This window comes from Nonomuraea sp. NPDC048901, assembly GCF_040649695.1.
GTDB lineage: Bacteria > Actinomycetota > Actinomycetes > Streptosporangiales > Streptosporangiaceae > Nonomuraea.
Map to the genome: position 1 here is coordinate 113,760 of NZ_JBEZFW010000012.1, position 23,329 is coordinate 137,088.

21 protein-coding genes are annotated in these 23,329 nt (G+C 70.9%); 8 read left to right on the forward strand and 13 right to left on the reverse strand.

Going from position 1 to position 23,329, the window contains the following annotated elements:
- Window positions 1-153: 153 nt before the first annotated feature.
- Window positions 154-678: an NUDIX hydrolase gene (locus tag AB0C30_RS36070; protein ID WP_357952633.1), complete on the reverse strand. Its 525-nt coding sequence runs from the start codon at window positions 676-678 to the stop codon at window positions 154-156.
- A gap of 209 nt (window positions 679-887) precedes the next feature.
- Here AB0C30_RS36070 and AB0C30_RS36075 point away from each other — a divergent pair, with 209 nt between their 5' ends.
- Window positions 888-2,042 (forward strand): RtcB family protein, encoded by a 1,155-nt coding sequence (locus AB0C30_RS36075; protein WP_357952634.1) that lies wholly within the window; start codon window positions 888-890, stop codon window positions 2,040-2,042.
- A 1-nt stretch (window position 2,043) separates the two neighbouring features.
- Here AB0C30_RS36075 and AB0C30_RS36080 read toward each other — a convergent pair whose 3' ends face one another.
- From AB0C30_RS36080 to zwf, 6 genes are all read right to left on the reverse strand, one after another.
- Window positions 2,044-2,424, reverse strand: a complete 381-nt coding sequence (locus AB0C30_RS36080; RefSeq protein WP_357952635.1) for a hypothetical protein — start codon at window positions 2,422-2,424, stop codon at window positions 2,044-2,046.
- Window positions 2,425-2,504: 80 nt separating this feature from the next.
- Complete coding sequence (locus AB0C30_RS36085) at window positions 2,505-5,495, reverse strand: BTAD domain-containing putative transcriptional regulator (RefSeq protein ID WP_357952636.1); 2,991 nt, start codon at window positions 5,493-5,495, stop codon at window positions 2,505-2,507.
- A gap of 428 nt (window positions 5,496-5,923) precedes the next feature.
- Complete coding sequence (gene eda, locus AB0C30_RS36090) at window positions 5,924-6,535, reverse strand: bifunctional 4-hydroxy-2-oxoglutarate aldolase/2-dehydro-3-deoxy-phosphogluconate aldolase (protein WP_357952637.1); 612 nt, start codon at window positions 6,533-6,535, stop codon at window positions 5,924-5,926.
- The gene (gene glk / locus AB0C30_RS36095; RefSeq protein WP_357952638.1) at window positions 6,532-7,545 is read right to left on the reverse strand and encodes a glucokinase; all 1,014 of its coding nucleotides are present in this window, start codon (window positions 7,543-7,545) and stop codon (window positions 6,532-6,534) included. Before glk ends, eda begins: the two co-directional genes overlap by 4 nt.
- A 43-nt stretch (window positions 7,546-7,588) precedes the next feature.
- Window positions 7,589-9,529, reverse strand: coding sequence for a phosphogluconate dehydratase (gene edd / locus AB0C30_RS36100; RefSeq protein WP_357952639.1), 1,941 nt, complete (start codon window positions 9,527-9,529; stop codon window positions 7,589-7,591).
- Between the two features lie 41 nt (window positions 9,530-9,570).
- Window positions 9,571-11,046, reverse strand: a complete 1,476-nt coding sequence (zwf, locus tag AB0C30_RS36105) for a glucose-6-phosphate dehydrogenase (protein ID WP_357952640.1) — start codon at window positions 11,044-11,046, stop codon at window positions 9,571-9,573.
- Window positions 11,047-11,188: 142 nt separating this feature from the next.
- Between zwf and AB0C30_RS36110 the strand changes: the two genes are divergently transcribed.
- Entirely contained in the window at window positions 11,189-12,379 is a 1,191-nt protein-coding gene (locus AB0C30_RS36110) for an ROK family transcriptional regulator (RefSeq protein ID WP_357952641.1), read from the forward strand.
- 78 nt (window positions 12,380-12,457) lie between these two features.
- Here the strand turns inward: AB0C30_RS36110 and AB0C30_RS36115 are convergent, their stop codons facing one another.
- The gene (locus AB0C30_RS36115) at window positions 12,458-12,976 is read right to left on the reverse strand and encodes a hypothetical protein (RefSeq protein ID WP_357952642.1); all 519 of its coding nucleotides are present in this window, start codon (window positions 12,974-12,976) and stop codon (window positions 12,458-12,460) included.
- Between the two features lie 121 nt (window positions 12,977-13,097).
- Complete coding sequence (locus tag AB0C30_RS36120; RefSeq protein WP_357952643.1) at window positions 13,098-13,799, reverse strand: DUF2470 domain-containing protein; 702 nt, start codon at window positions 13,797-13,799, stop codon at window positions 13,098-13,100.
- Window positions 13,800-13,875: 76 nt separating this feature from the next.
- Between AB0C30_RS36120 and rpsD the strand changes: the two genes are divergently transcribed.
- Both rpsD and AB0C30_RS36130 read left to right on the forward strand, forming a co-directional pair.
- Window positions 13,876-14,490 carry a 30S ribosomal protein S4 gene (gene rpsD / locus AB0C30_RS36125; RefSeq protein ID WP_357952868.1) on the forward strand — a complete coding sequence of 205 codons (615 nt, stop codon included), beginning with the start codon at window positions 13,876-13,878 and terminating at the stop codon, window positions 14,488-14,490.
- Between the two features lie 2 nt (window positions 14,491-14,492).
- Window positions 14,493-15,755 (forward strand): low temperature requirement protein A, encoded by a 1,263-nt coding sequence (locus AB0C30_RS36130; RefSeq protein WP_357952644.1) that lies wholly within the window; start codon window positions 14,493-14,495, stop codon window positions 15,753-15,755.
- On the opposite strand, the gene AB0C30_RS36135 is transcribed toward AB0C30_RS36130, so the two are convergent.
- Entirely contained in the window at window positions 15,736-16,611 is an 876-nt protein-coding gene (locus tag AB0C30_RS36135) for an ion transporter (protein ID WP_357952645.1), read from the reverse strand. The two genes, AB0C30_RS36130 and AB0C30_RS36135, sit on opposite strands and share 20 nt — an antisense overlap.
- A gap of 53 nt (window positions 16,612-16,664) precedes the next feature.
- Window positions 16,665-17,141 carry a nitroreductase family deazaflavin-dependent oxidoreductase gene (locus AB0C30_RS36140; protein WP_357952646.1) on the reverse strand — a complete coding sequence of 159 codons (477 nt, stop codon included), beginning with the start codon at window positions 17,139-17,141 and terminating at the stop codon, window positions 16,665-16,667.
- 91 nt (window positions 17,142-17,232) lie between these two features.
- On the opposite strand from AB0C30_RS36140, the gene AB0C30_RS36145 reads away from it, so the two are divergent.
- Window positions 17,233-17,550: a DUF4190 domain-containing protein gene (locus tag AB0C30_RS36145; protein ID WP_357952647.1), complete on the forward strand. Its 318-nt coding sequence runs from the start codon at window positions 17,233-17,235 to the stop codon at window positions 17,548-17,550.
- On the opposite strand, the gene AB0C30_RS36150 is transcribed toward AB0C30_RS36145, so the two are convergent.
- On the reverse strand, window positions 17,473-18,183 hold the full coding sequence (locus AB0C30_RS36150) for a TetR/AcrR family transcriptional regulator (protein ID WP_357952648.1): 711 nt from the start codon (window positions 18,181-18,183) through the stop codon (window positions 17,473-17,475). The two genes, AB0C30_RS36145 and AB0C30_RS36150, sit on opposite strands and share 78 nt — an antisense overlap.
- Window positions 18,184-18,250: 67 nt before the next feature.
- On the opposite strand from AB0C30_RS36150, the gene AB0C30_RS36155 reads away from it, so the two are divergent.
- Together AB0C30_RS36155 and AB0C30_RS36160 are read left to right on the forward strand one after the other, a co-directional pair.
- On the forward strand, window positions 18,251-18,991 hold the full coding sequence (locus AB0C30_RS36155; protein WP_357952649.1) for an ATP-binding cassette domain-containing protein: 741 nt from the start codon (window positions 18,251-18,253) through the stop codon (window positions 18,989-18,991).
- Complete coding sequence (locus tag AB0C30_RS36160; RefSeq protein WP_357952650.1) at window positions 18,991-19,716, forward strand: ABC transporter permease; 726 nt, start codon at window positions 18,991-18,993, stop codon at window positions 19,714-19,716. The genes AB0C30_RS36155 and AB0C30_RS36160 overlap by 1 nt, the downstream gene beginning before the upstream one ends.
- Window positions 19,717-19,743: 27 nt before the next feature.
- Here AB0C30_RS36160 and AB0C30_RS36165 read toward each other — a convergent pair whose 3' ends face one another.
- Window positions 19,744-21,102: a S8 family serine peptidase gene (locus tag AB0C30_RS36165; RefSeq protein ID WP_357952651.1), complete on the reverse strand. Its 1,359-nt coding sequence runs from the start codon at window positions 21,100-21,102 to the stop codon at window positions 19,744-19,746.
- Between the two features lie 183 nt (window positions 21,103-21,285).
- Between AB0C30_RS36165 and AB0C30_RS36170 the strand changes: the two genes are divergently transcribed.
- Window positions 21,286-23,325, forward strand: a complete 2,040-nt coding sequence (locus AB0C30_RS36170; protein ID WP_357952652.1) for a spermidine synthase — start codon at window positions 21,286-21,288, stop codon at window positions 23,323-23,325.
- The last annotated feature ends 4 nt before the right edge of the window (window positions 23,326-23,329 follow it).

The window sequence follows — 23,329 nt, forward strand, 5'->3', positions numbered from 1 at the left end:
CCTCAACCGACCAGATCCTCCGCCCGGCATGCCCGTTCCCCAAGACTCTAACGGAGGAACGGGTCACCCGGTGGCCACTGAGTTTGGACGGGTTTGGGGCTCGCCTCCCAGTCCGCACGGCACGTGGCCGCCCGGCCGCGCGAGAGGCACCATTCACCCCTCGATGAGGAGGTAGAGCAGCGCGTTCATGGTGGTGCCGCAGACGATGCCGCGCTTGTCGATCAGGCGGCGGACGTCGGTGAGCGGGACCCACTCGATGCGCTCGGCCTCCCAGGGTTCCGCGGGCGGCCCGATGTGCCGGGCGCCGTCGGCGCGGAAGACGTGCTGCGCGGAGTCGGAGATGCCGTTGGACGGCTGGGTGTAGAGCAGCGGTCGCAAGGGGCCGGGGCGCCAGCCGGTCTCCTCCTCGACCTCGCGGGCGGCGGCCACGATCGGCTCCTCGCCCTCCTCGATCCGGCCGGTCGGGATCTCCCAGCCCCACGTGTCGGTGATGAAGCGATGCCGCCAGATCAGCAGTACGCGGCCCTGATCGTCGGTGACGACGGCTCCGGCTCCCGACGCCGTACGGATGAGGCGATGGTCGAGATGCCTGCCGTCCGGAAGCTCCACGTCGGCCACGCGGACATCGAGCCAGCGGTCGGTGTAGAGGGGCTCTTCGGAGTGGACCTGCCAGCGCATGCGGCTGCTCCCAGCGTGGACGCCTGAACCGGCACCACGCTACAAGGCGATGCCCGCCTGAACCGGCACCACGTTACAAGGCGATGCCCGCCTGAACCGGCACCACGCGAAGCGCACGCCACTCCACAAATCCGGAATTCGGTAAAATGAGTGGGAAATGCCTCCTGGTCTCGCCAAACTGATCACGAACCAGCGAGGAGACCTATCCCATGCCGAACCAGCCCGCACCGAACCTGTTGTCGTGGGCCAGCGAGATCGATGAAGGCGCGATCACGCAGGCCGCTCGTGCTGCCCGCCTGCCATTCGTCTCCGGGCACGTCGCGCTCATGCCCGACGCTCATGTCGGCATCGGCGCCACGGTCGGCTCGGTCATTCCCACCGAGAACGCGATCATCCCCGCCGCCGTCGGCGTGGACATCGGCTGCGGCATGGTCGCCACCGAGACGACGCTGACGGCCGCGGACCTGCCCGACACCCTCGCCGCCCTGATGCCGATGGTGGAGCACCGCATCCCGGCCGGCGTCGGAAAGGGCCATGACGACCCGTCGATGGACCGTGCCCTCAGCGATCTCGGCCTGCCGCACACCGATCTCAACCCGAAGCAGACCAAGAAGGTGTCCGACCAGTTCGGCACCCTCGGCTCCGGCAACCACTTCGTCGAGGTCTGCCTGGACGAGCGCGATCGGGTCTGGACGGTGCTGCACTCGGGTTCGCGCGGCATCGGCAACCAGCTCGCCCAGACGCACATCACGGGCGCGAAGAAGCTGATGAAGAAGCAGGAGATCGGCCTGGAGGACCCGGATCTGGCCTACCTCGTGCAGAGCACGCCGGAGTTCACCGCGTACATCGAGGACATGCTGTGGGCCCAGCGCTACGCCATGGCCTCCCGGGCCCGGATGGACAAGGTCCTGGTCAACGCCCTGTTCCGGGTCGCGGGCCAGGGTGAGCGGGTTCGTACGATCAACTGTCACCACAACTTCACCCAGCAGGAGACCCACTACGGCAAGTCCCTGTGGATCACCCGTAAGGGAGCCATCAAGGCCGACACCGGTGACGAAGGCGTGATCCCCGGTTCGATGGGCACCCGCTCGTACATCGTGCGCGGCCGGGGGAATCCCGAGTCGTACAACTCCTGCTCGCACGGGGCGGGCCGCCGCATGTCCCGTACGAAGGCGAAGCGGGAGCTGTCCGCGGCCTCCCTGACCGCGGCGATGAGCGGCCGGACCTGGAACGCGGACCGGGCCGCCGCGCTGGTCGACGAGCATCCCGAGGCCTACAAGTCCATCGACCAGGTGATGGCGGACCAGAAGGATCTGGTGGCGGTTCAGCACACCCTCCGCCAGATCTTCAACTACAAGGGGTGACTCACCCCCGCGCCCTGGCGACCAGCGAGGTCGCCAGGGCCGCGATCAGCGGGATGAGCGTGAGGCCGACCAGGTACAGCAGGCCGACCAGCCAGAGACCCTGGCCACCTTCCCGCAGTTCCCTGACCACGCCCGACGCGAAGTAGACGTAGAACGGAGCGGCGGCGAGCAGGCCCCACAGGAGGCCCACCTGAGGGGCGAACCACCCGGCCAGACCGGCCAGGACCGCCAGGACGAGGAAGGCAGGCAGCAGGAAGGGCGAGTCGAAGAACTCACGCGGGGCCTCGGCGGACACCACGGGTGCGGTGGCGACGCAGAGCGCCACGGCGACGGCTCCCACGACGACGAGGACCAGGGCCCACACAAGGACGGAACGGGTCATGAGACTCCCCAAGACGAGGTGTGAAGGCCACCCTGATCGGCGACGGACCTTCCCACCATCCGCCGTGATACTCATCCGGCCTAGGTAGATCCCGTGAGCGCGGTCGCCTCACTACGGGCGGCGGCGGCCGCCGTGAGGTCGCCGGCGGCGGTGTAGGCCTCCGCGAGGTCGGCCAGCGCGCCCGCCAGGAACTCCTGCCACCCCCGAGTACGCCAGAGCCTGACCGACTCCTCCAGATGGGCGACCGCCTCGTCGATCCTGCCCTCCGCCAGGTCCACGCCGCCGAGCACCCAGAGCGCGTCGGCCTGGTGGTGGGCCAGACGGTGTGAGCGGCTCAGCATCTCGGCCGCCTCGGCCGCGGGCCGCGCCCTTGGATCGTGGTGCCCGGCGTACAGCCGGGCCAGGGCGACCAGGCCCATCGCCTCCAGCAGCGGATCGCGGATCTGGCGGTAGATGGCCAGGGCCCTGACCAGGTACTCCAGCCCGGCGTCGAACTCCTGCGCATGGGCGTGCGCCAGGCCCAGGAACTGCAGTGTCGTCGCCTCGAAGCGCGGATTGCCGAGCTTCTCGGCCAGCTCCAGGCCCCGCAGCAGGTGCACGATGGCCATCTTGATGTCGCGCGTCCCGTACGCCACCGCCATGCACACCAGCGCCCTGGCCTGCCCGCTCTGGTGGCCGCTGCTCTCGGCCAGGCTCAAGGCGATCTGCCCGGACCGCAGGCCCTCCGCCATGTCGCCTCTGGCCGCCTCGCCCCAGGCCCGCAGCACGTACGCGTCGGACAGCCCGCGCTCCTCACCCAGTTCGGAGAACAGGGTGATCAGCCGCTCGGCCCCCTCGTACTGCGCGGCCATGGCCTCGCCGCCCGTCTCCATCCACGTCGTGGCGTGCATGAGCCCGCGCCGGATCACCGCCTCCCCGAGCCGGTTGCCTGTCGCGAGGCAGACCTCCAGGACGCGTTCGTGCAGCCCGCGCCAGTCGTCGAACTGCCCGCACACGTCGAAGTAGCGCTCCACGCAGCAGGCGGTATCCCAGGCGACCTCGGCCAGGCCCAGCGAGCACGCCTGGCGGATCGCCGCGATCAGCGCCGTCCGCTCGGTGTCGAACCAGGCCATCGGATCCTGTACGGCCGGACCGTCCCAGGGGGCGCCGTCGGGGGAGTTCCAGCGCGGGGCGGTGCCGTGGATGATGGCCGAGGAGGTGCCCGGCACGCGCTCGGTGGCGCGTTCGGCCAGCGCGAGCCAGGCGCCGAAGGCCCTGCTCAGGGCCGCGGCCACGGCCTCCGGCTCGTCCTCGAGCTCACCGCGCTCGCGGGCGTAGAGGCGGACGAGGTCGTGGAAGCGGTAGCGCGGCTGGCCCGCCGCGTCCATCCCGCTGAACAGCACCAGCTGCGTGTCCACCAGCGTCTCGACCAGCTCCTCGCCGGCCGCCACGGGAAGGTCGAGCAGCGCCCCGGCCACCCAGCCCGCGAAGTCGGGCACGTCCAGCGAGCCGAGCAGCCGGAACGCCCGGCGCGCGTCGGGATCCAGCCCCACATAGCTGAGCGCCAGGCTGGCCCGGACGGCCAGGTCGCCGGTGGTGAACTGGTCCAGCCGCCGCCGCTCGTCGGTGAGCTGGCCGGCCAGGCGGGTCAGCGGCCAGTGCGGCCGGGCTACGAGGCGGGCGCCCGCCACCCGGACGGCCAGGGGTATGCCGTCCGACAGCCGGACGAGCTCGGCCGCCGCCTCCGGCTCGGCGGCCACCCGGTCGGCTCCGACGATCCTGGAGAGCAGTTGCACGCCCTGCTCGGGGTGGAGCACCGAGAGCTCGACCACCGCCGCGCCGGACAGGCCGGTCAGCCGGGTCCTGCTGGTGATGATGACGGCGCAGCCGGACGTACCGGGGAACAGCGGGCGAACCTGCTGCTCCGAGGCGGCGTTGTCGAGCACGATGAGCATCCGGCGCTCCGCCAGCCGGCTCCTGAAGACGGCGGCCCGCTCCTCAAGGGTCTCCGGCAGGGTGGGCCGCGGCACGCCGAGTGCGGTGAGGAAGGCCGCGAGCACCTGCGCGGGATCGGCGGGGGAGGACTCGGCGCCGTGCAGGTTGGTGTGCAGCTGCCCGTCGGGGTAGTGCTGGGCGATCAGATGGGCCGCGTGTACGGCCAGCGTCGTCTTGCCGACCCCGCCCATCCCCGCGATGACGTACACGCGCATGGGCCCCGGTCCCGGGGGTGGGCCGTCGCCGAGGAGGTCCGTCAGTTCGGCGAGCTGCTCGCTCCGTCCGGTGAAGTCGGAGATGTCGGCCGGCAACTGGGCGGGGGAGCGAAGGGAGGGGTCGTCCGGCGGTACGGTCGCGGACTCGACGGGCAGGGTGCCCGTGAGGATGGCCTGGTGCAGGCGCCGGAGCTCGGCGCCGGGATCGAGGCCGAGCTCGGCGGCGAAGACCCGGCGGGCGTCGCGGTAGGTGGCCAGCGCCTCCGCCTGGCGGCCCGACCTGGCCAGGGCGAGCATGAGCTGCCAGCGCGGCCGTTCCCGCAGGGGATGCTCGCCGACCAGCCCGGTCAGCTCGGCGACGAGCGCGGCGTGCATCCCGCGGGCCAGGTCCGCCTCGATCCGGTTCTCCAGCGCGATCAGCCGCTCCTCCTCCAGGCGGTGCGCGTGGTCGCTGAGCCCGACGGTCAGGTTCAGCTCCGCGTACGCCGGACCGCGCCACAGGTCCAGCGCCTGCTTGAGCAGTTCGGCGGCCCGTTCGTGCTCGCCGGCGGACAGGGCGCTCCTGCCCTGTTCGGCCAGCTCCTCGAACCTGTCCGCGTCGAGCTCGCCCGGATGGAGGGTGAGTACGTAGCCTGCGGCGGTGCGGGTGATCCGGTCGTGGCCCAGCGTCCTGCGGAGCTGGTGCACGTAGAGCCGGAGGTTGTCCGGCGCGGTGCGGGGCTGGCTCTGGCCCCAGAGCGCCTGGATGAGCGTGGCGGGGGAGACGGGGCGCCCCGGACGGCAGAGGAGTTCGGCGAGCAGGGCACGCTGTTTTCCGGCGCCGAGTGGTAAGGACTGGGCATCGGCCGAGATGTCAAGCGGCCCCAGAACGGCGAACTCCATCGCGCCCCCGGACAAGGCTAAAGTGCACAAAGAAGATCAAAGTCGCTTAAATGTGCACGATGGTTCTTTTCCCGTCAACCCATGCAACGCCAACATCGACGGAAGCCTTTATGACGGCTCCCGCCGATGTCAAGCCCGATTGTCAGCCGAAGGCGGCGGGCACGGCGAGGAAGAAGTTCAGGGCGATGGAGTCGCGGGTTCCCTTCCGGAAATCAGCTGCGGCTGCTGAAGGGGTCGTAGGTGTAGCGAGGAGTGATCACTATGCTCTCCGAGTAGGCACCGGGCGTCAGTGGCGGGGCGACGGAGAGCGGTGGCCCCCAAGGCTTCTTGAACACCGTCCACCTCCGCTGCGACGCGAAAAGCCAGTCAGGCTCAGGCTGCTCAGCGGCCGTATAGGTGCCGTATAGAACGCGTTGGGGGCGGGTGCCTCAGCGGAGGGCGGCGGCCTCGGAGGCCAGCTTCTCCACCCGGCCCCAGTCGCCCGCGGCCAGGGCGTCGGCCGGGGTCAGCCAGGTGCCGCCGACGCAGCCGACGTTCGGCAGCGCGAGGTAGTCGGGCGCGGTGGCCGGCCTGATGCCGCCCGTGGGGCAGAATCGCACATCCGGCAGCGGCGCCGACAGCGCCTTCAGGTACGCCACGCCGCCCGCGGGCTCCGCGGGGAAGAACTTCAGCTCCTTCAGCCCCCGCTCGGCCAGCGCCATCGCCTCGGAGGCGGTCGCCGCGCCCGGCAGGTACGGCAGCCCGCTCGCGTCCAGCGCGTCGGCCAGGGTCAGCGTCGTCCCGGGCGAGACCAGGAACTTCGCCCCAGCCGCCAAAGACGCCGCAATATCATCAGAAGTCCGGATTGTTCCGGCACCGACCGTGGCCTCCGGCACCTCGGCGGCGATCCTGGCGATGGCCTCCAGCGCGCCCGCCGTACGCAGGGTCACCTCGATGACCGGCAGGCCGCCCGCGACGAGCGCCCGCGTCAGCGGCACGGCCGTCTCCACGTCGTCGATCACCACGACGGGGATGACGGGGGCGAGATCGAGCAGGCTCATGAAAGTTCTCTCCTCAATGGGTACAGCTCATTTACTCGGCCGCCCGAGGGCAGCCGCTCTCCTGCGGCGCGCTGCGCCAGCCAGGCGGCGGCGCCCGTCAGCGCCGGTTGCGGGGCGACGATGAGCGTGGTCGCGATGGCCGACAGGTAGCCGGCCATGTCCGGGTTGTCGGCGAACCTGGCTCGGAAGTCGCTGGTACGCACGCGCTCCACGATACGGGGCAGCACTCCGCCGCCGAGATAGACGCCACCCCGGGCGCCGAGGGTCAGCGCCACGTTCCCGGCGAAACTCCCCAGCATCCCGCAGAACACCTCGACCGTCTCCGCGCACAGCGAGTCGTCCAGCCGCGCCACGATGTCCGCCGACGACAGGCGAGGCGCGTCGACGCCGTTGACCTCGGCGAGGGCCCGGTGCAGCACCACCAGGCCGGGGCCCGACAGCACATGCTCGGCCACCACGTGGTCCAGGCCCCCGGCGCGGAGCACCCGGACGATCTCCCGCTCCCGGTCGTCGCGCACCGGTATCGTGACGTGCCCGCCCTCGCCGGAGACCGGCGTCCAGCCGCCGTCGGTGGGCACCAGCCCGGCGACACCGAGCCCGGTGCCGGGCCCGAGCACGGCCTTGACGCCGTGGGCGGGTTCCGGGCCGCCCAGGGACGCCAGGTCGCTGGCCTCCAGACGGGGCAGCGAGACGGCCAGCGCCTCGAAGTCGTTCAGCATCATCGTGTACGGCAGGCCGAGGTCGCTCGCCGAGCCGCTCCAGGCCGAGTTCGTCAGCGCGTAGCGCTCGCCCTCGACGGGTCCGGCCACGGCCAGGCACGCCGCTCCCGGCCGCACTCCGCCCGCGTGCTGCGCGAGGTAGGCGGCTACGGCTTCCGGGAGAGTGGCGTAGTCGGCCCCCGCCAGGACCGCGACGTGCGACGGCCGCGCTCCCGGCGAGGTGACCAGCCCGAACCGGGCGTTGGTGCCGCCGATGTCGGCGACCAGCCACGGCAGATCGAACGCGCTCACGACGGCTCGCCGACGCGCCGCGGAGAACTGAAGAGCACGATGTTCACCTGGCGATGCTCGCGTGCCGCCCGCGAGGGGCGCCCGACTCCAGGTGCGAGGCGCCCGCCTCGGCGGGGAAGCCCAGTCCGGGGCCGTGGTCCGGCGACTCGGCGCCGCTGATCCCGAAGATCCCCGCCCCCTGCTCCGCGTGCCCCGCCATGCGGCGGAACGTCGCGAACAGCTCGCGCCCGGTCCCCACCCACTGCGCGTCGCTCAGCGGCCGTCCGCCGGGCGTGCGCCGGGCCAGCTCCTCGGCCGGGACCAGCACCTCCAGCGTCCCCGCCGCCGAGTCGAGCCTGATCACGTCGCCCTCGCGGACCAGCGCGATCGGCCCGCCGTCCGCCGCCTCGGGCGACAGGTGGATGGCCGCGGGCACCTTGCCGGAGGCGCCCGACATGCGGCCGTCGGTCACGATCGCCACCCGCTGCCCCCGATCGAGCAGTACGGCCAGCGGCGGCGTGAGCTTGTGCAGCTCGGGCATGCCGTTCGCGCTCGGCCCCTGGTAGCGGATGACCGCGACGAAGTCCTGCCCGTCCAGCTCGCCCGCCTCGAAGGCGCGCAGCAGTTCGAGCTGGTCGTCGAACACCTTGGCCGGCGCCTCGATCACCAGGTGCTCGGCCTTGACCGCCGACACCTTGCTGACGGCCCGGCCCAGGTTGCCCTCGACCATGTGGATGCCGCCGTCGGCGGAGAACGGCGCGGCCACCGGCCGCAGCACGTCGAGGTCGGCGCTGCCGCCGGTCACCTCCGACCAGGTCAGCTTCCCGTCGGACAGTGTCGGAGCCGACCGGTAGTGGTCCAGCCCACGCCCGGCCACGGTCAGCACGTCGGCGTGCAGCAGGCCCTCGTCCAGCAGGTCGCCGATGAGCACCTGCATGCCGCCGGCGTCGCGGAAGTGGTTCACGTCCGCCTGGCCGTTCGGGTAGATCTTGGTCAGCGAGGGCACGACGGCCGACAGGCAGGCCAGGTCGTCCCAGGTCAGGACGATGCCCGCGGCGGCGGCCATGGCGACCAGGTGCAGCGTGTGGTTGGTGGAGCCGCCGGTGGCCAGCAGCGCCACGCAGGCGTTCACGATCGACTTCTCGTCGACCAGCTCGCCGACCGGGGTGTACTCGGGGCCGTGCGCGGTGATCTCCACCGCCCGGCGCCCGGCCGCCTCGGTCAGCGCGTGCCGCAGCTCGGTGTGCGGGTTGACGAACGTCGAGCCCGGCAGGTGCAGGCCCATGACCTCCATCAGCGCCTGGTTGGAGTTGGCGGTGCCGTAGAAGGTGCAGGTGCCGGGGGAGTGGTACGACTTGGCCTCGGCGTCGAGCAGCTCGTCCCGGCCCACCTTGCCCTCGGCGAACAGCTGCCGGGTGCGGGCCTTGACCTTGTTCGGCAGCCCCGAGGTCATCGGGCCGGCCGGCACGAAGATCGCGGGCAGGTGCCCGAAGTGCAGCGCCCCGATCAGCAGGCCCGGCACGATCTTGTCGCAGACGCCCAGCAGCAGCGACGCGTCGAACATGTCGTGCGACAGCGCGATCGCGGCCGACATGGCGATCACGTCCCGGCTGTAGAGCGACAGCTCCATACCGGCGCGGCCCTGGGTGATGCCGTCGCACATCGCGGGCACGCCGCCCGCCACCTGCGCCACGCCACCGGCCGCGCGCACCGCCGCCTTCAATTCGGCCGGGTACGTCTCGTACGGCTGGTGCGCGGAGAGCATGTCGTTGTAGCTGGTCACGATCGCCACGCCGGGCTTGGCCGTACCCATCAGGAGGGGCTTGTCGGCGGCCGGCGCGGCGGCGAAGCCATGTGCCAGGTTGGCGCAGCCGAGGTGCGCGCGGGCCGGGCCCTTGGCGCGGGCGGCTTCACCTTCGCGCCGGATCCGCTCCAGGTAGACGGTGCGGCTGGCTCGGCTGCGTTCGGTGATCCTGTCGGTGATCTCCTGGACGACGGGGTGCATAGACCCTCCTTCAGTGGGTCCTCGACCCCAAGTCGGCTTGTTCACGCTTGGTCCTCTTCGTGCCACTCGCGACCGCTGCGGGCGAGCAGCTCGTGGGCGCCCGCCGGTCCGGTGGACCCGGCGGGGTAGGGCTCGGGCAGTTCGGCGGACGACTCCCAGGCGGCCAGGATCGGGTCGATCCACTGCCAGGCCGCGGCCACCTCGTCACGGCGCATGAACAGCGTCGGGTTGCCCGCCAGCACGTCCATGAGCAGCCGCTCGTACGCCTCCGGTACGCGCGCGGTGAACGTCTTGCCGAAGCTGAGGCTCAGCGGCACCGGCTTGAGCGCCACCTCGCCCGCTCCCGGCTCCTTGGCCATGATGTGCAGCTCGATGCCCTCTTCCGGCTGCAGCCGCAGGACGAGCCGGTTCGGCGAGCCGCCGGGGTAGATGGAGTGCGGCACGTCCTTGAACTGCACCACGATCTCCGATGCCCGGCGCGGCAGGCGCTTGCCGGTACGCAGGTAGAACGGCACCCCGGCCCACCGCCAGTTCTTGACCTCGGCGCGGATCGCGGTGAACGTCTCCACCCGGCGCGAGGCCTCGGTGGGCGGGGTGGAGGCGGGCTCGTCCAGGTAGCCGGGCATGCCGTCGGCCTCGGTGTACTGGCCGCGCACGGTGAAGCGGTCGACCTCGGTGCCGGTGATGGGCCGCAGCGCCTGGAGCACCTTCACCTTCTCGTCGCGGATCGCCTCGCGGTCGTTGCGGGCCGGCGGCTCCATGGCGGTCATGCAGAGCAGCTGGAGCAGGTGGTTCTGCACCATGTCGCGCAGCGCGCCGGCCTGGTCGTAGTAGCCGCGCCGGCCGGGCGTGCCCACGGTCTCGGCGGCGGTGATCTGCACGTGGTCGATCCAGAGGGAGTTCCAGATCGGCTCCAGGAAGGCGTTGGCGAAGCGGAGCACGAGCAGGTTCTGCACGGTCTCCTTGCCCAGGTAGTGGTCGATGCGGAAGATCTGCGCCTCGTCGAAGATGGCGCCGACCTCCTCGTTGATCCGCTGGGCGCTGGCCAGGTCGCGGCCGAGCGGCTTCTCCAGCACCACCCGCGAGCGGGGCGTCACCAGGCCCGCCTGGTCCAGTTCGCGGCAGAACGGCCCGAACGTCATCGGCGGGCTGGCCAGGTAGAACACCCGGTCGCGCTGCTCGTGCCCGCCCAGCAGGGCGGCCAGCGCGCGCCAGCCGGACCGGTTCGTGCCGCCCACGTCGACGGACACGTGGTGCAGGCGGCCCAGGAAGCGCTGCCACGCGCCGAGGTCGGCCGGGACCTGGTCCCGTACCTCGGCGTCCACCTTGCCGCGGAAGTCCTCGTCGGTCAGCCCGCCCCGGGACATGGCGATGATCCGCGTCTCGGGCGAGAGCCGGCCCTCCACGTCGCTGTGGTAGAGCGCCGGGAGCAGCTTGCGCATGGACAGGTCGCCGGTGCCGCCGAAGACGACAAGGTCAGCGGCGTGCGCGGTGGCGGGGGTGGGAGAGGGGGACACGGCTGGGAACTCCGATGATCTACCAAGCAGGGACAGAACGGACACTAGCCAGAGTTGGGTAACTACACAAGCAGAGTTTTGCTATTTGAGATAAAAAAGTCGAGACTTTTCATTACCTAACCTCCTGTGATTCACTTGGCGGATGCCTCGACGTACCGCCGCGACGCTCGCCACGAGTGGCGAGGTGCTCCGCCTCATTCGCACCGGTGAGGCCGTGACGCGAGCGGATCTGGGCCGGGTGACCGGTCTGTCCCGCCCCGCGGTGCAACTGCGAGTCGGCGAGCTGCTCGACCGCGGTCTGGTCGTGGAGCGGGCCGACGCGCCGTCCACCGGCGGCCGGCCCCCGGTCCGGCTGGAGTTCAACGCCGTCGGCGGCGTGGTGCTGGTGGCCGCCCTCGGCGCCACCCGTACGCGGGTGGCGGTCTGCGACCTGGCCGGCCGCGAGCTCGAGGGGCGCGACTTCGCCATCGACGTCGAGCAGGGCCCCGACGTGGTGCTGCCGCTCGTCATGGACACCTGGGACGAACTCCTCGGCGACCGGCCGCGCTCGATGCTGCGGGGCGTGGGCATGGGCATGCCCGCCACGGTCGAGTTCGCGCAGGGCCGCACCGAGAGCGCCAGGGTGATGGCCTCGTGGACGGGCGTGGTGATCCCGCCGGTGGTCCGCGAACGCTTCCCGGTGCCCGTACTCATCGACAACGACGTCAACCTGCTGGCCATCGGCGAGCACCGGGGCGCCTATCCCGACCTGGACGACCTGATGTTCGTCAAGGTGTCCACCCGGATCGGCGCGGGCGTCATCGCGGGCGGCGAGATCCTGCGCGGCGCGCTCGGCGCGGCGGGCGAGATCGGCCACATCCCCGTACGCGACGGCGGCGGCGTGCTGTGCCGCTGCGGCAACATCGACTGCGTCGACTCGGTCGCCAGTGGCACCGCGCTGCTGCGCGACCTGCGGGCCGCGGGCAAGGACGTCAAGACCATCGCCGACGTGACCGCGCTGGTGCGCGCCGGGGACGCCGAGACGATGGCGATCGTCCGCGAGGCGGGCCGCCGGATCGGCGAGGTCCTGGCCATCGCCGTCAACATCCTCAACCCGTCGGTCGTGGTACTCGGTGGCGACGTGGCCGAGGCGTTCGGGCCGCTGGTGTCGAGCATCCGCGAGGTCGTCTACCGCCGCGGCACCGCGCTGGCCACCCGCCGGCTGCGCATCGAGCCCAGCAGGCTGGGCGCCGGGGCGGGCATCAGCGGGTGCGCGGTCATGGTCCTCGACCACGTGCTCTCGCCGGACGCCGTCGACGAGAGCATGATCGCCCGCCTCAAGGTCACTTCCTGACGGTCGGCTTCAAGGCCGCTTCCTGGCGGTCGGCGGCGGTCAGGCCCGCACCGCTGGGGATGCGGTTCGGTCAGGCTCTCACCGGTGGGGGTGCCGGCTCGGCCAGGGCTTCTTCGTCTTGCGCGGTGGCGTGATCCGGTCCGAGGGGATGCTCCTCGGTGGTTGCGTGTGGCCCATGGCCGCCTCGGGCAGCGCGGGCTGCAGCGTGGCGATGGCCGTGCCGTTGGGCCGCGGGGTCGGTGACGCGCTCCGGGTGGGGCTGGCCTGGGGGTGCGGGCTGCCGGTCGCCCGGGTGGCGGCAGGGGTGGGCGGGGCGGTCCTCCTGGCCCGGCGGGTGGGCGCGGGGTCCGCGGGGGGCGGCGTGGACTGGACCGGACGCGTGACCGGGACGCGATAGCGGGCGAGCTTCGACTCGATCGCTCCCGGCTCGCGCCGTGCCGGGCCCGGGTGGTGGCCACGGTCGGGCAGGCCGGCCATAGTGAGCTGTGTCCCGGGGAAGACGCCGCCGACGAGGATCGCCGCGGTGGCCAGCATCAGGCAACCGGCCATCAGTCCGGCGACCATCAGAATCCGCCTGCGCCGCTCTGTGTGATCCACAGGCGCCGATGATAGTAACTCGGCACCCCATCTCGGGCGACTCCCGGCGAATCGTGATCAAGTTCCCCGGCACGTCCCCCTGACGCTCAGCGCCGCGAACCCCTCACGGTCGGCAGGGCAGTCAACACGCGCACAGCAGGCCGCGCAGCGCGGTCTCCAGGCAGAGCGCGGTGTGCGCGGGGGCCGGCCACGCGAAGCGTACGAGCTGCTCGTCCGCCCGGACCGTCGCGCCGTAGCGGTCCAGCTCCCACAGCCACACGTTCCCGGCGTCCCCGCCCAGGTGCTTGGCCACCCCACCCGCGAGCTGGGCCCGGTGCGATTCGTTGATGTGGGCCAGCACGCGCTCGGCGGTGGTGGCCAGTGGATCGGGGATGGCGTCGAGGTAGTCGTCGGCGTCCAGCACTCCGGAGTCGTGCCCGGTCAGGTACACCACCTGGCCGACATCGAGCCGCAGCAGCCGGGGCGCGTCCGGCCGCCCGTACCTCTCCAGCGCCTCGAACAGGGCCTCGTCGGCGGTGTGCGCCGCGACCGCGACGGCGGCCCCGCGCGCCTCGCTCTCGGGCACCGCCTGCGCCCATCCCTGCACCTCGAGCAGCCCACGGGGATGCGAGACCTGGCCGAGCACGCGCATGGCGGTCAGGTTCACCGCCACGACGGCGTCGTCGCGCAGGCCGTGCAGCGCCTCGCCCGGCCGCACCAGCAGCACCGGGCGGCCCCGCTCGTCGACCCCGCCGCGGGCGGGCACGGGGGCGCCGTCGACGGACAGCCGGGCGACGCTCGCCGACGCGGCAAGAGTGCGGATCCGCTCGGGGATCGTGAGCATGGCGCCTCCTTGAGATCTCACTTAGCTATAGGTTAGCCTTACCTAAGTAAGGACTACCTAACCACATGAGGTGAACGTGCGCTACACCGGTCCGAAGGTGCGACTGTCACGTCGCGCGGGCGTCCCGCTGACCAAGAAGGCCGTCCGCTACTTCGAGCAGCGCCCCTACCCGCCGGGCGAGCACGGCCGCAAGACCAACCGCCGCAACTCCGGCGACTACGGGCTGCGGCTGCTGGAGAAGCAGAAGCTGCGCTGGTACTACGACGTGTCGGAGCGGCAGCTGCGCCGCTACTGGGACCTCGCCGTGCGCAAGCCGAGCGCGTCGGGTGCCGAGCTGGTCACGCTGCTGGAGACCCGTCTGGCCTCGCTGGTGCTGCGGGCCGGCCTGGCCCCGTCGATCTACGCGGCCAGGCAGTACGTCAACCACGGCCACATCGCCGTCGACGGCCGCAAGGTGGACATCCCCAGCTACCTGGTCAAGCCCGGCCAGGTCATCACCGTGCGGGAGCGCTCACGCAGGATGCAGCCGTTCGTGGCCGCCGCCGAGGGCGTGTACGCCGACGAGCGGATCGCGGCCTACCTGTCCGTCGATCATTCCGACCTGCGGTTCACGCTGGTCAACAGGCCCGAGCGCGAGCAGATCAGCGTCCCGGTGGACGAGCAGCTGGTCGTGGAGTTCTATTCTCGTTAGCCGTGAGTGATGCAGGAGCCGCGAGTAGCGCGGAAGCCGTGAGTGACGGCGCCGCGAGTGGCATGGGTGAGCGGCATGCCAGCTGGCTGGAATTATTCTTCGACCTCGTCGTGGTGGTGGCGGTCGCCCAGCTGGCGCACCGCCTGCAGCACCCGACCTGGGGCGATGTGGCGCTGTTCGTCATCCTCTACTACGCGGTGTGGAGCATCTGGACGTCCCTGACTCTCTACTCGAACGTCCGCGCCGAGAAGACGCACCTGCGCAGCATGCTGATCGGGATGTTCGGCATCGCGGTCATGGCGGCGGCGGCCCCCGACGTCGCCCACGCCATCCCCGGCGTGGGCACGCACGACAAGTGGTTCATCGCCGCCTACATCACCTGCCGGGTCAGCGCCTCCCGCTCGCTCCAGGCGGCCAGCACGGTGATGACCGCCTGGCCCGCGGCCCAGCTCGGCGCGGGCCTCACACCGTGGTTCGCCTCGCTCGGGGTGGAGGGCGAGTGGCGCTACTACCTGTGGGGCCTCGGCATCGCACTGGACGTCACCTTCTCCATCCTGCAGAGCCGCCGGCCGGAGCGGTTGGTCAAGGAGATGACGGCACAGGCCGATCGGCTCAGGGCGCGCGAGCTGCGCAGGGCGGCCAGGGGCGGGAAGATCTTGGAGGCGCGCTACCTGGAGGCGCCGAAGGTCGCCGTGCTCGACCCCGCGCACCTGGGCGAGCGGCTCGGGCTGTTCGTCATCATCGTGCTGGGCGAGGCGGTCATGCAGGTCGTGATCGCCTCCTCCGGGCTCAGCTGGGACTGGCCGCTCGGCCTGGCCGCCGTGGCCGGGTTCGGGCTGATCGTGTCGCTGTGGTGGCTCACCCTCCAGTACGGCCTGAGCGCCGTGCCCGAGATCCACGAGCGGGGGCTCAAGCCGTACATCGCGCTGCCCGCGCACTACGCGATGACGGCGGGCATCACCGCGACCGCGGCGGGGCTCGGCGTGGTGGCGTCCGCGCCCGCCGAGCATCTGCACGGCGGGATCTCGTGGGTGCTGTGCGGTGGCCTCGCCGTCTACTTCGCCGCCTCCACAGTGCTCGGTGTGGCCAGCCGCGCCGGGCGCCGGTGGATCTGGGGCTGGGCCGTGCCCTCGATCGTGGTGCCGCTGCTGGTCGCCGCGATCGCGGGCCTGGTGCCGGCGTGGAGCGTGGTGGCTCTGCTGTTGGCGGTCGCCCTCTGGCGGGTGGTCTACAAGCCCGCCGCGCCTACCGCCGTCCCCGCTTGACCGAGCGGCCGCCGCCTCCGCCCCCGTTTCCGTTTGATCGAGCGGCCGCCGCGGCCCCCGCCTGTTCGAGCATGTTCCGCTCTTCGCGCAGCTCGGTGACCTCTTTGCGGAGCGCCGTCAGCTCGGCCAGGATCAGCTGGAGCGAGGCCGCGGTGTCGACGTCCTGCTCCGCGCGCTCGGCGGCCGACTCCTCCTCCATGGCGCTCACCACGACGGCCATGAACAGGTTGAGCACGACGAACGTGCAGACCAGGATGAAGATCGTGAAGAAGATCCAGGCCGTGGGGTGGGTGTTCATCACCTCTCTGGCGATGTTGCCCCAGTCGTCGCCCGTCATCGTCTGGTAGAGGGTGAACAGCGAGGTGGGCAGGCTGCCGAAGCGGTTCGGCGCCGTGTCGCCGTACAACTTGGTGGCCATGACGGCGGCCACGTACAGGACCAGGGAGAGCAGCAGCACGATCGAGCTCATGCCGGGCATGGCGCGCAGCAGGGCCGAGACGACCCGGCGCAGGCTGGGCACCACCGACAGCAGGCGCAGCGCCCGCAGGATGCGCAGGGAGCGCAGCACCGACAGGCCGCTCGTGAAGGGGGCCAGGGCGATCGCCACGATCACGGTGTCGAAGATGTTCCACGGATCACGCGGGAAGCGCGAGCGTTCGACGTAGATCTTCGCGAGCAGTTCGGCCACGAAGATGTAGAGCGCCGCATGATCGACCACGGTCAGCAGGTGACCGTAGTTCTCGACCACGGCGGGCACGGTTTCGAGGCCGAGGGTGGCCGCGTTGAGCAGGATGACGCCGACGATGAACCGCTGGAAACGCTGGTGCTCGACGAAGGCTCGGGTGCGTTCACGCACGGGAAGGGGCTCCTAGAGAGGGAAAAGTTGCCCCACCATGATGACGCAGGAGATCACTGTGTCGGTGTCAGGCGGAAGACCCGCAGCTCCCGCCCGGACACCTCGGTGTAGCGGTCGAACAGCGGCCACCGCTCGATCAGCCACGGCCACGCCGCCTCGCGGTCGGCGCCGGTCAGCAGCGTGGCGGTGACGGGGAAGTCCTTCCCCCGGAAGCTGGCCGTGGCCCTGGGCGTCTTCAGCAGGTTGCCGCTCCACGCCGGGTGGTGGTCCTGGCCGAAGTTGCTGCCCACCACGAGGAGGGTGCCCTCTGGTTCGGGCAGGCAGGCGAGCGGCGAGCTGCGCGGCAGACCGGACTTGGCGCCCGTGGTGACCAGGATCAGCGTCGGGATGACCGGATTGTTGCTGAGCAGCCGTCCCCGGGTCAGCCGGTGCACGGTCCGGTCGAGCTGCGGCATGAACTTGGGACCGGCCCTCATGAACCACTTGGCCGCCGCCAGCCGATGGAGGAAGAGCCTCAGAACCCGGAGCATGCGGCGAGTGTAGCAAGCGTTTGGTCAACTGCGGACGGCAGAGCGCCTGTGGTATAAAAAACCGCCTAATCGACAACGGGGGCGAGTGCAGATGTCCTATCCCAACTACGGCCCCTCCTACTACGGGCCACCGCCTCAGACGCACCCCAACGGCACCACGATCCTGGTTCTGGGCATCCTGAGCCTGGTCGTCTGTACGTTCATCGGCCCCTTCGCCTGGTCGATGGGCACCAAGGCGCTCCGGGAGATCGACCAGAGCGGCTACATCTATGAGAACCGGGGCATGGTGTCGGCCGGCCGCGTCTGCGGCATCGTCAGCACCTGCCTGATGCTAGCGGTGATCGGCCTCTACGCGATCATGTTGGTGGTCTTCGGTGGCGCCGCCATCCTCGGCGGCCTCGACGACTAGCGATCGGCGGCCATAGCCGCCGATCCCCGACTCCAGCAGGTCGAACGCCCTCGCCGCCTGCGTGCGCACGTCCGCCCAGATCTCCTGCCACTGCTCGCCCGCCATCTTGCGCCGTAGCGCGTGCCGTGTCAGCAGTCGCGTCGTGCTCAGGATCTGGTCCGCCACGAGCTGCGGAGTGAGGTCGTCGGGCCCGGCGCCGGTCTCCTCGGCGATGATGGCCGCCAGGTTGGTGGTGGAGATGTGCTCCACCTCGCGCATTTTGGCGATCAGCGCCGCGCTCTCCTCGACCATCCGGCCGAACACCTCGGCGCCCTCGCCCATCCCGTATCGCCACTCGCGGGTGTCGAGCGCGTCGAAGTAGTCGCGCCGGAAGGCGGCCACGATGCTCTCGCCGGGCCGCCGCTCGCGCACCACCTTGCTCGACAGGTCCACCACCTCGTCCTGCCGGTCGGCGAACAGGTCCTCTTTGGTGCCGAAGTAGTTGAACACCGTGTTGACCGACACGTCGGCGGCCCGCGCCACCTGCGCGACGGTAACGTTGTCGAATCCGTGGATCATGAACAGCCCCATCGCCATGTCGGCGATGCGCTGCCTGGTCTCCCGCTTCTTCCGCTCGCGCAGCCCCTCGTCCATGCCTCCATGCTACCAATATTGCAGTCGCACCAAAATTGTGGCTACTCTATTTTTGGAGGCGATGAAAATGATCAAGACTGTGGGTCTGCGCAAGACCTTCAAAGGCGGCGTCGAAGCCGTCAAGGGTGTGGACATATCGGTGGAGCCCGGCGAGATCGTCGGCTTCCTCGGCCCCAACGGCGCCGGAAAGACCACGACCATGCGCATGCTGACCACGCTGCTCCAGCCCACGTCGGGCACCGCCACGGTGGCGGGCCACGACCTGCTGGGCGACGCCCGCGAGGTGCGCCGCCGCATCGGCTACGTGTCGCAGGGCGGAGGGATCAACCCGGCCGCCCCGCTCGGGGAGGAGCTCGAACTCCAGGCCATGCTGTACGGCCTCTCCCGCGACGAAGCCGGGCCGCGGGTACGCGAGGTGCTGGCCCGGCTCGACCTGACCGGCCTGGAGTCCAGACCCGGAGGCGCCCTGTCCGGCGGCCAGCGGCGCCGCTTCGACATCGCGTTCGCCCTGCTGCACCGGCCCGTGCTGCTGTTCCTGGACGAGCCGACGACCGGGCTCGACCCGCAGAGCCGGGCCAACCTGTGGGAGCACATCCGGGCGCTGCGCGCCGAGCAGGGCGTGACGGTCTTCCTGACCACGCACTACCTCGACGAGGCCGACGCCCTGTGCGACCGGCTGCTGATCATCGACCACGGCCGCATCGTGGCCGAGGGCGCCCCGGCCGAGCTCAAGACCGGTGGGCGCACGCTCGACGACGTGTTCCTGGACATCACCGGCAGGTCCCTGCGCGAGGAGGCGGGCGTCTGATGCTGCGCGAGACCTATCTGCTGTTCCGTCACAACCTGCGAAGCACGCTGCGGCAGAAGATCGCCATCATCTTCGGAGTCATCCAGCCGCTGGTCTTCCTCGTGCTGTTCGGGCCCATCTTCGCCACGATCGGCACCTGGGAGACGCTGGTGCCGGGCCTGATCATCCAGCTCGGCCTGATGAGCACCGGCATGGCCGGGTTCGGCGTGGTCTTCGAGAAACGCTCGGGCGTGCTGGAGCGCATGCGCGTCACCCCGGCCAGCCGCCTGGCCCTGCTGCTCGGCCGGGTGCTCAACAACGCGGTCACGCTCATCATCCAGGCCGTGCTGCTGGTCGCGGTCGGCTACGCGTTCGGCCTGCGCGCCCCGGCCACGGGGGTGGCGGCCGGGCTCGTGCTGGTGGTCGTGCTCGGGCTCAGCCTGGCCGCGCTGTCGTACGCGGTCGCGCTGACGCTCGATGACCAGCTCTTCGCGCCGGTGATGAGCACCGCGGTGCTGCCGCTGGTCCTGCTGTCGGGCGCGTTCCTGCCCATGTCGATGGCGCCCGGCTGGCTGGACGCGCTCTCGCACATCAGCCCGTTCCGGTATGTCCTGGAGGCGCTGCGTGATCTGTTCGCCGGACATTACGCCACCGGCACGGTCGGCGTCGGGGTGGCGGTGACCGTGGCCTTCGCCCTGGTCAGCGTCACGGTCGGGACGCGGGTGTTCAACCAGGAGAACGCCTGAGGCGGTCACCGCCACTACGGCACTCCGTCAGGACATGCTTCTGGCCCGGCGCTGGAGCGCGGCGATGATCCCGGTGGTGTCGACGATCCCGTAGCCGTAGTCGTAGTCGAAGCCCACCTCGCTGCGGTCCTCGCCTGTTCGGCGGAGCAGCGCGCGCAACTGCGCGGGCCGCAGCCGCGAGGTGGGCCAGAGCGTACGGATCGCCGCGACCAGCCCGGCCGCGACCGGAGTCGCGGCCGAGGTGCCCGAGTCGGGCTCGGCATCGCCGAACGCCTTGGACCCGGAGAAATGGGTGTAAGCGCAGATGTCGGGCTTGCGGGCGGTCAGCCGCCCCGGCCCCTGCGAGGAGTAGCCGACCCGGGTGCCGCTCACGTCGACGCCGCCGATCGACAGGGCCCTGGGATGCGAGTTCGCGCCGGTGATCGGCCGGTTCGGGTAGGCGCACCGGCCGTCGCGGCACTCGCGCCCGCAGTTGCCGGCCGCGAACAGCACGTCGGCGCCCGCGCTGTCGAGGCTGGAGATCATCAGGTTGAACGGGTGCGCCGCGTTGTCCGAGTAGTTGCCCGGATGGCCGACGGGGAGATCCCACTCGGGGGAGAACGACCCCCACGAGTTGCTGATCACCAGCGCCCTCGACTCCTCGGGCTGCGCCTCGAGCACCATGCGCAGGTGCGCGAACGCGGCCACGGCGTCCGACAGCAGCCCGTCGAGCGCCGAGCCGCCAGGACGGGTGGAGCGCAGCACCGGGATGTCGATCAGCGACGCTTGCGGCGCGCCGATGAGCGTGTCGAAGGCGCACATCGTGCCATGGGCGACCTCGAACTCGCCCGCCCGGCCCTCGACGCCCGTGGGGTTCCAGCTCCGCTGGGCGTCGAGCGTGACGCCCCGGCCGAGCTGCCTGGCGACATGGGCGGCGTTGATGCCGGTGTCGAGCACGGCCAGGGTCACCCCGGAGCCGTCCAGTCCCTCGGCGTGCAGTCCGGGGACGTTGAGCAGCCGTTCGACGTCGTGCCAGTCGCCGAACGGCGCGTCGCCGCCGCAGGTGAGCGAGGACTCGACGACCGGATCGGCGTAGACGCCGACGACGTCGGGCCGGAGGGTGGGCAGGAGGGTCACGCGGGTCAGGAGCTCGTCGTCGGAGATCGTGCCGCGAACCAGCACCGAGGCGTCCTCGGCCGCCAGGGAGAAGTCCAGCGGCTGGTTGAGTGACAGCGGGTCGCCGCCGGGCGGCGGGACGGGCCGGGGGAGGGGCACGGGCGTGAAGGCGTGGTCGAGCTCGACTCCGGGCAGGCCGTCCGCGACGTCGGCCGTGGTGGCGGTCTGGCCGGGATCGGCGACTGCCGCGACCAGATCGGGGGAGGGGCGCAGCTGGATCAGAACGCGCATGGGGCACCACCGGAATGTTCGGAGGGAAATGAACCTCCCAAGATTCCTTCATCTGTCCGGGCGTGTCCAGCGCATCTCATGGGCTTTGACCTGCTGAAATGCCGTAAAAGCCGCCAAGGGGACGATATTCATTCCCGCTGTCAGGCTTCCTTGTTCCCGGTCCGTTCACTAGCGTGAGGCGGCATGACGCTCCAGGCACAAAAGACGGTAGCGGGCGAGGACGGCGATCACTGGCTGGCGGTGCGGCCGAGGCTCATTCTCGCCAGTGCGTTCATGCTCTTCCTGGAGCTGGCGCTGATCCGGTGGACCGGATCGAACATCGTGCATCTCAGCTATTTCACCAATTTCGTGCTTCTCGGGTCGTTCCTCGGCATCGGGCTGGGGTTCCTGCGCGTGGGGCGGGCGCGGCGGCAGCCGTACTATTCGCCGGTCATCCTGTTCGGCCTGGTCTTCGTCGTGCTGACCTTTCCGGTGACCGTCGACCGCAACACCGAGGGCGTCCTCTACTGGACCAGCCTGCAGACCACGGGACCGCCCGCGTGGCTGATCCTGCCGGTGATCTTCTGCGCGGCGGCGCTCGTGCTGATGGGCCCGGCCGAGCTGGTCGGGCGCTGCTTCCCCGAGCTGCCCCGGCTGGAGGCCTACCGCTACGACCTGATCGGCAGCCTCTCGGGGATCGCGCTCTTCACCGCGCTGTCGTTCCTGAGCGCGCCGCCGGTGTTCTGGGGGCTGATCGCGGCCGCCGCCTACGGTGTGCTGCTGGTGCCCCGGCCGCGGATCATCTATCTCGGGCTCGTCACCGTGCCGTCGCTGGCGGTCGTGGGGCTGCTGCTGGCCGAGACGCTGACCGCCGGGGCGTTCTGGTCGCCGTACTACAAGGTCACCTACAAGCAGTTCCAGCAGCTCGGCGTGCCCGTCACCGACATCTCCGTGAACGGCATCCCGCACCAGCAGGCCGTGCCCGCCGCCGCCCGGCTGCAGTGGGAGCGCCAGTACGGCCTGCCGTACGAGCGGGCGAGCACCCCGCCCAAGAACGTGCTCATCGTCGGCGCGGGCAGCGGCACGGACGTGGCGATCGCCCTGTCCAAGGGCGCCGCCCACGTCGACGCCGTCGAGATCGACCCCAAACTCCGCGAACTCGGCGGCTCCCTGCACCCGGACAAGCCCTACGACGATCCCCGGGTGACCACCCACGTCACCGACGGCCGCGCCTTCCTGGAACGGACCGGCGACAAGTACGACCTGATCCTGTTCGCCCTGCCCGACTCGCTCACGCTCGTGTCGGGGGCCAGTTCGCTGCGGCTGGAGAGCTACCTGTTCACCGAGGAGGCCATGCGGGCCGCCCGGGCGCACCTCAAGCCCACCGGGACCTTCTCGATGTACAACTACTACCGCGAGAGCTGGCTCGTCGACCGGCTCGCCTCGACCGTGCAGAACGCCTTCGGCCACAAGCCGTGCGTCGACGTGGTCAGCACGGCGGGCCAGCAGGCCGTGATCACGGCGGGCGCGACGGCGTCGGCGCAGCGGTGCGCGGGGGAGTGGGCGGGCGCCGCCGCGGGCACCCCGCCGCCGACCGGTGACGACCGGCCGTTCCTCTACCTGAAGGACGGCGACATCCCGTCCCTCTACCTCATCACGCTCGGCCTGATCCTCGCGGTCAGCCTGATCGCCGTCCGCGTCGTCGCCGGGCCCTACCGGCGGATGCGCCCCTACGCCGACCTGTTCCTGCTCGGGGTGGCGTTCCTGCTGCTGGAGACCAAGAGCGTGACGGGCTTCGCGCTGCTGTTCGGCACGACGTGGGTGGTCAACGCGATCGTGTTCGCCGGGGTGCTCGTCGCCGTGCTCGCCGCCGTCGAGATCACCCGCCGCTTCCGCACGCCGCCACTGCCGGTCATGTACGGGGTGCTGTTCGGCGGCCTGCTGCTGGCCTGGCTGGTGCCGAACACGTGGCTGCTGTCGCTGCCACTGCCCCTGCGGGCGGTCGCGGCGGTGACGGTGGCGTTCCTGCCGATCTTCGCGGCGAACGTGGTCTTCGCCAAACGCTTCTCCGACTCGGCGGACGCCACGACATCCTTCGGCGCGAACCTCCTGGGGGCCATGGTGGGCGGCTGCCTGGAATACCTGGCGCTGGTGATCGGCTACAAGGGCCTGCTCATCGTGGCCGCCGTCCTCTACCTGGGCGCCTTCGTCCTGCTGCCGCGCAAGTCGGTGGCGGCCTCGTAGTACG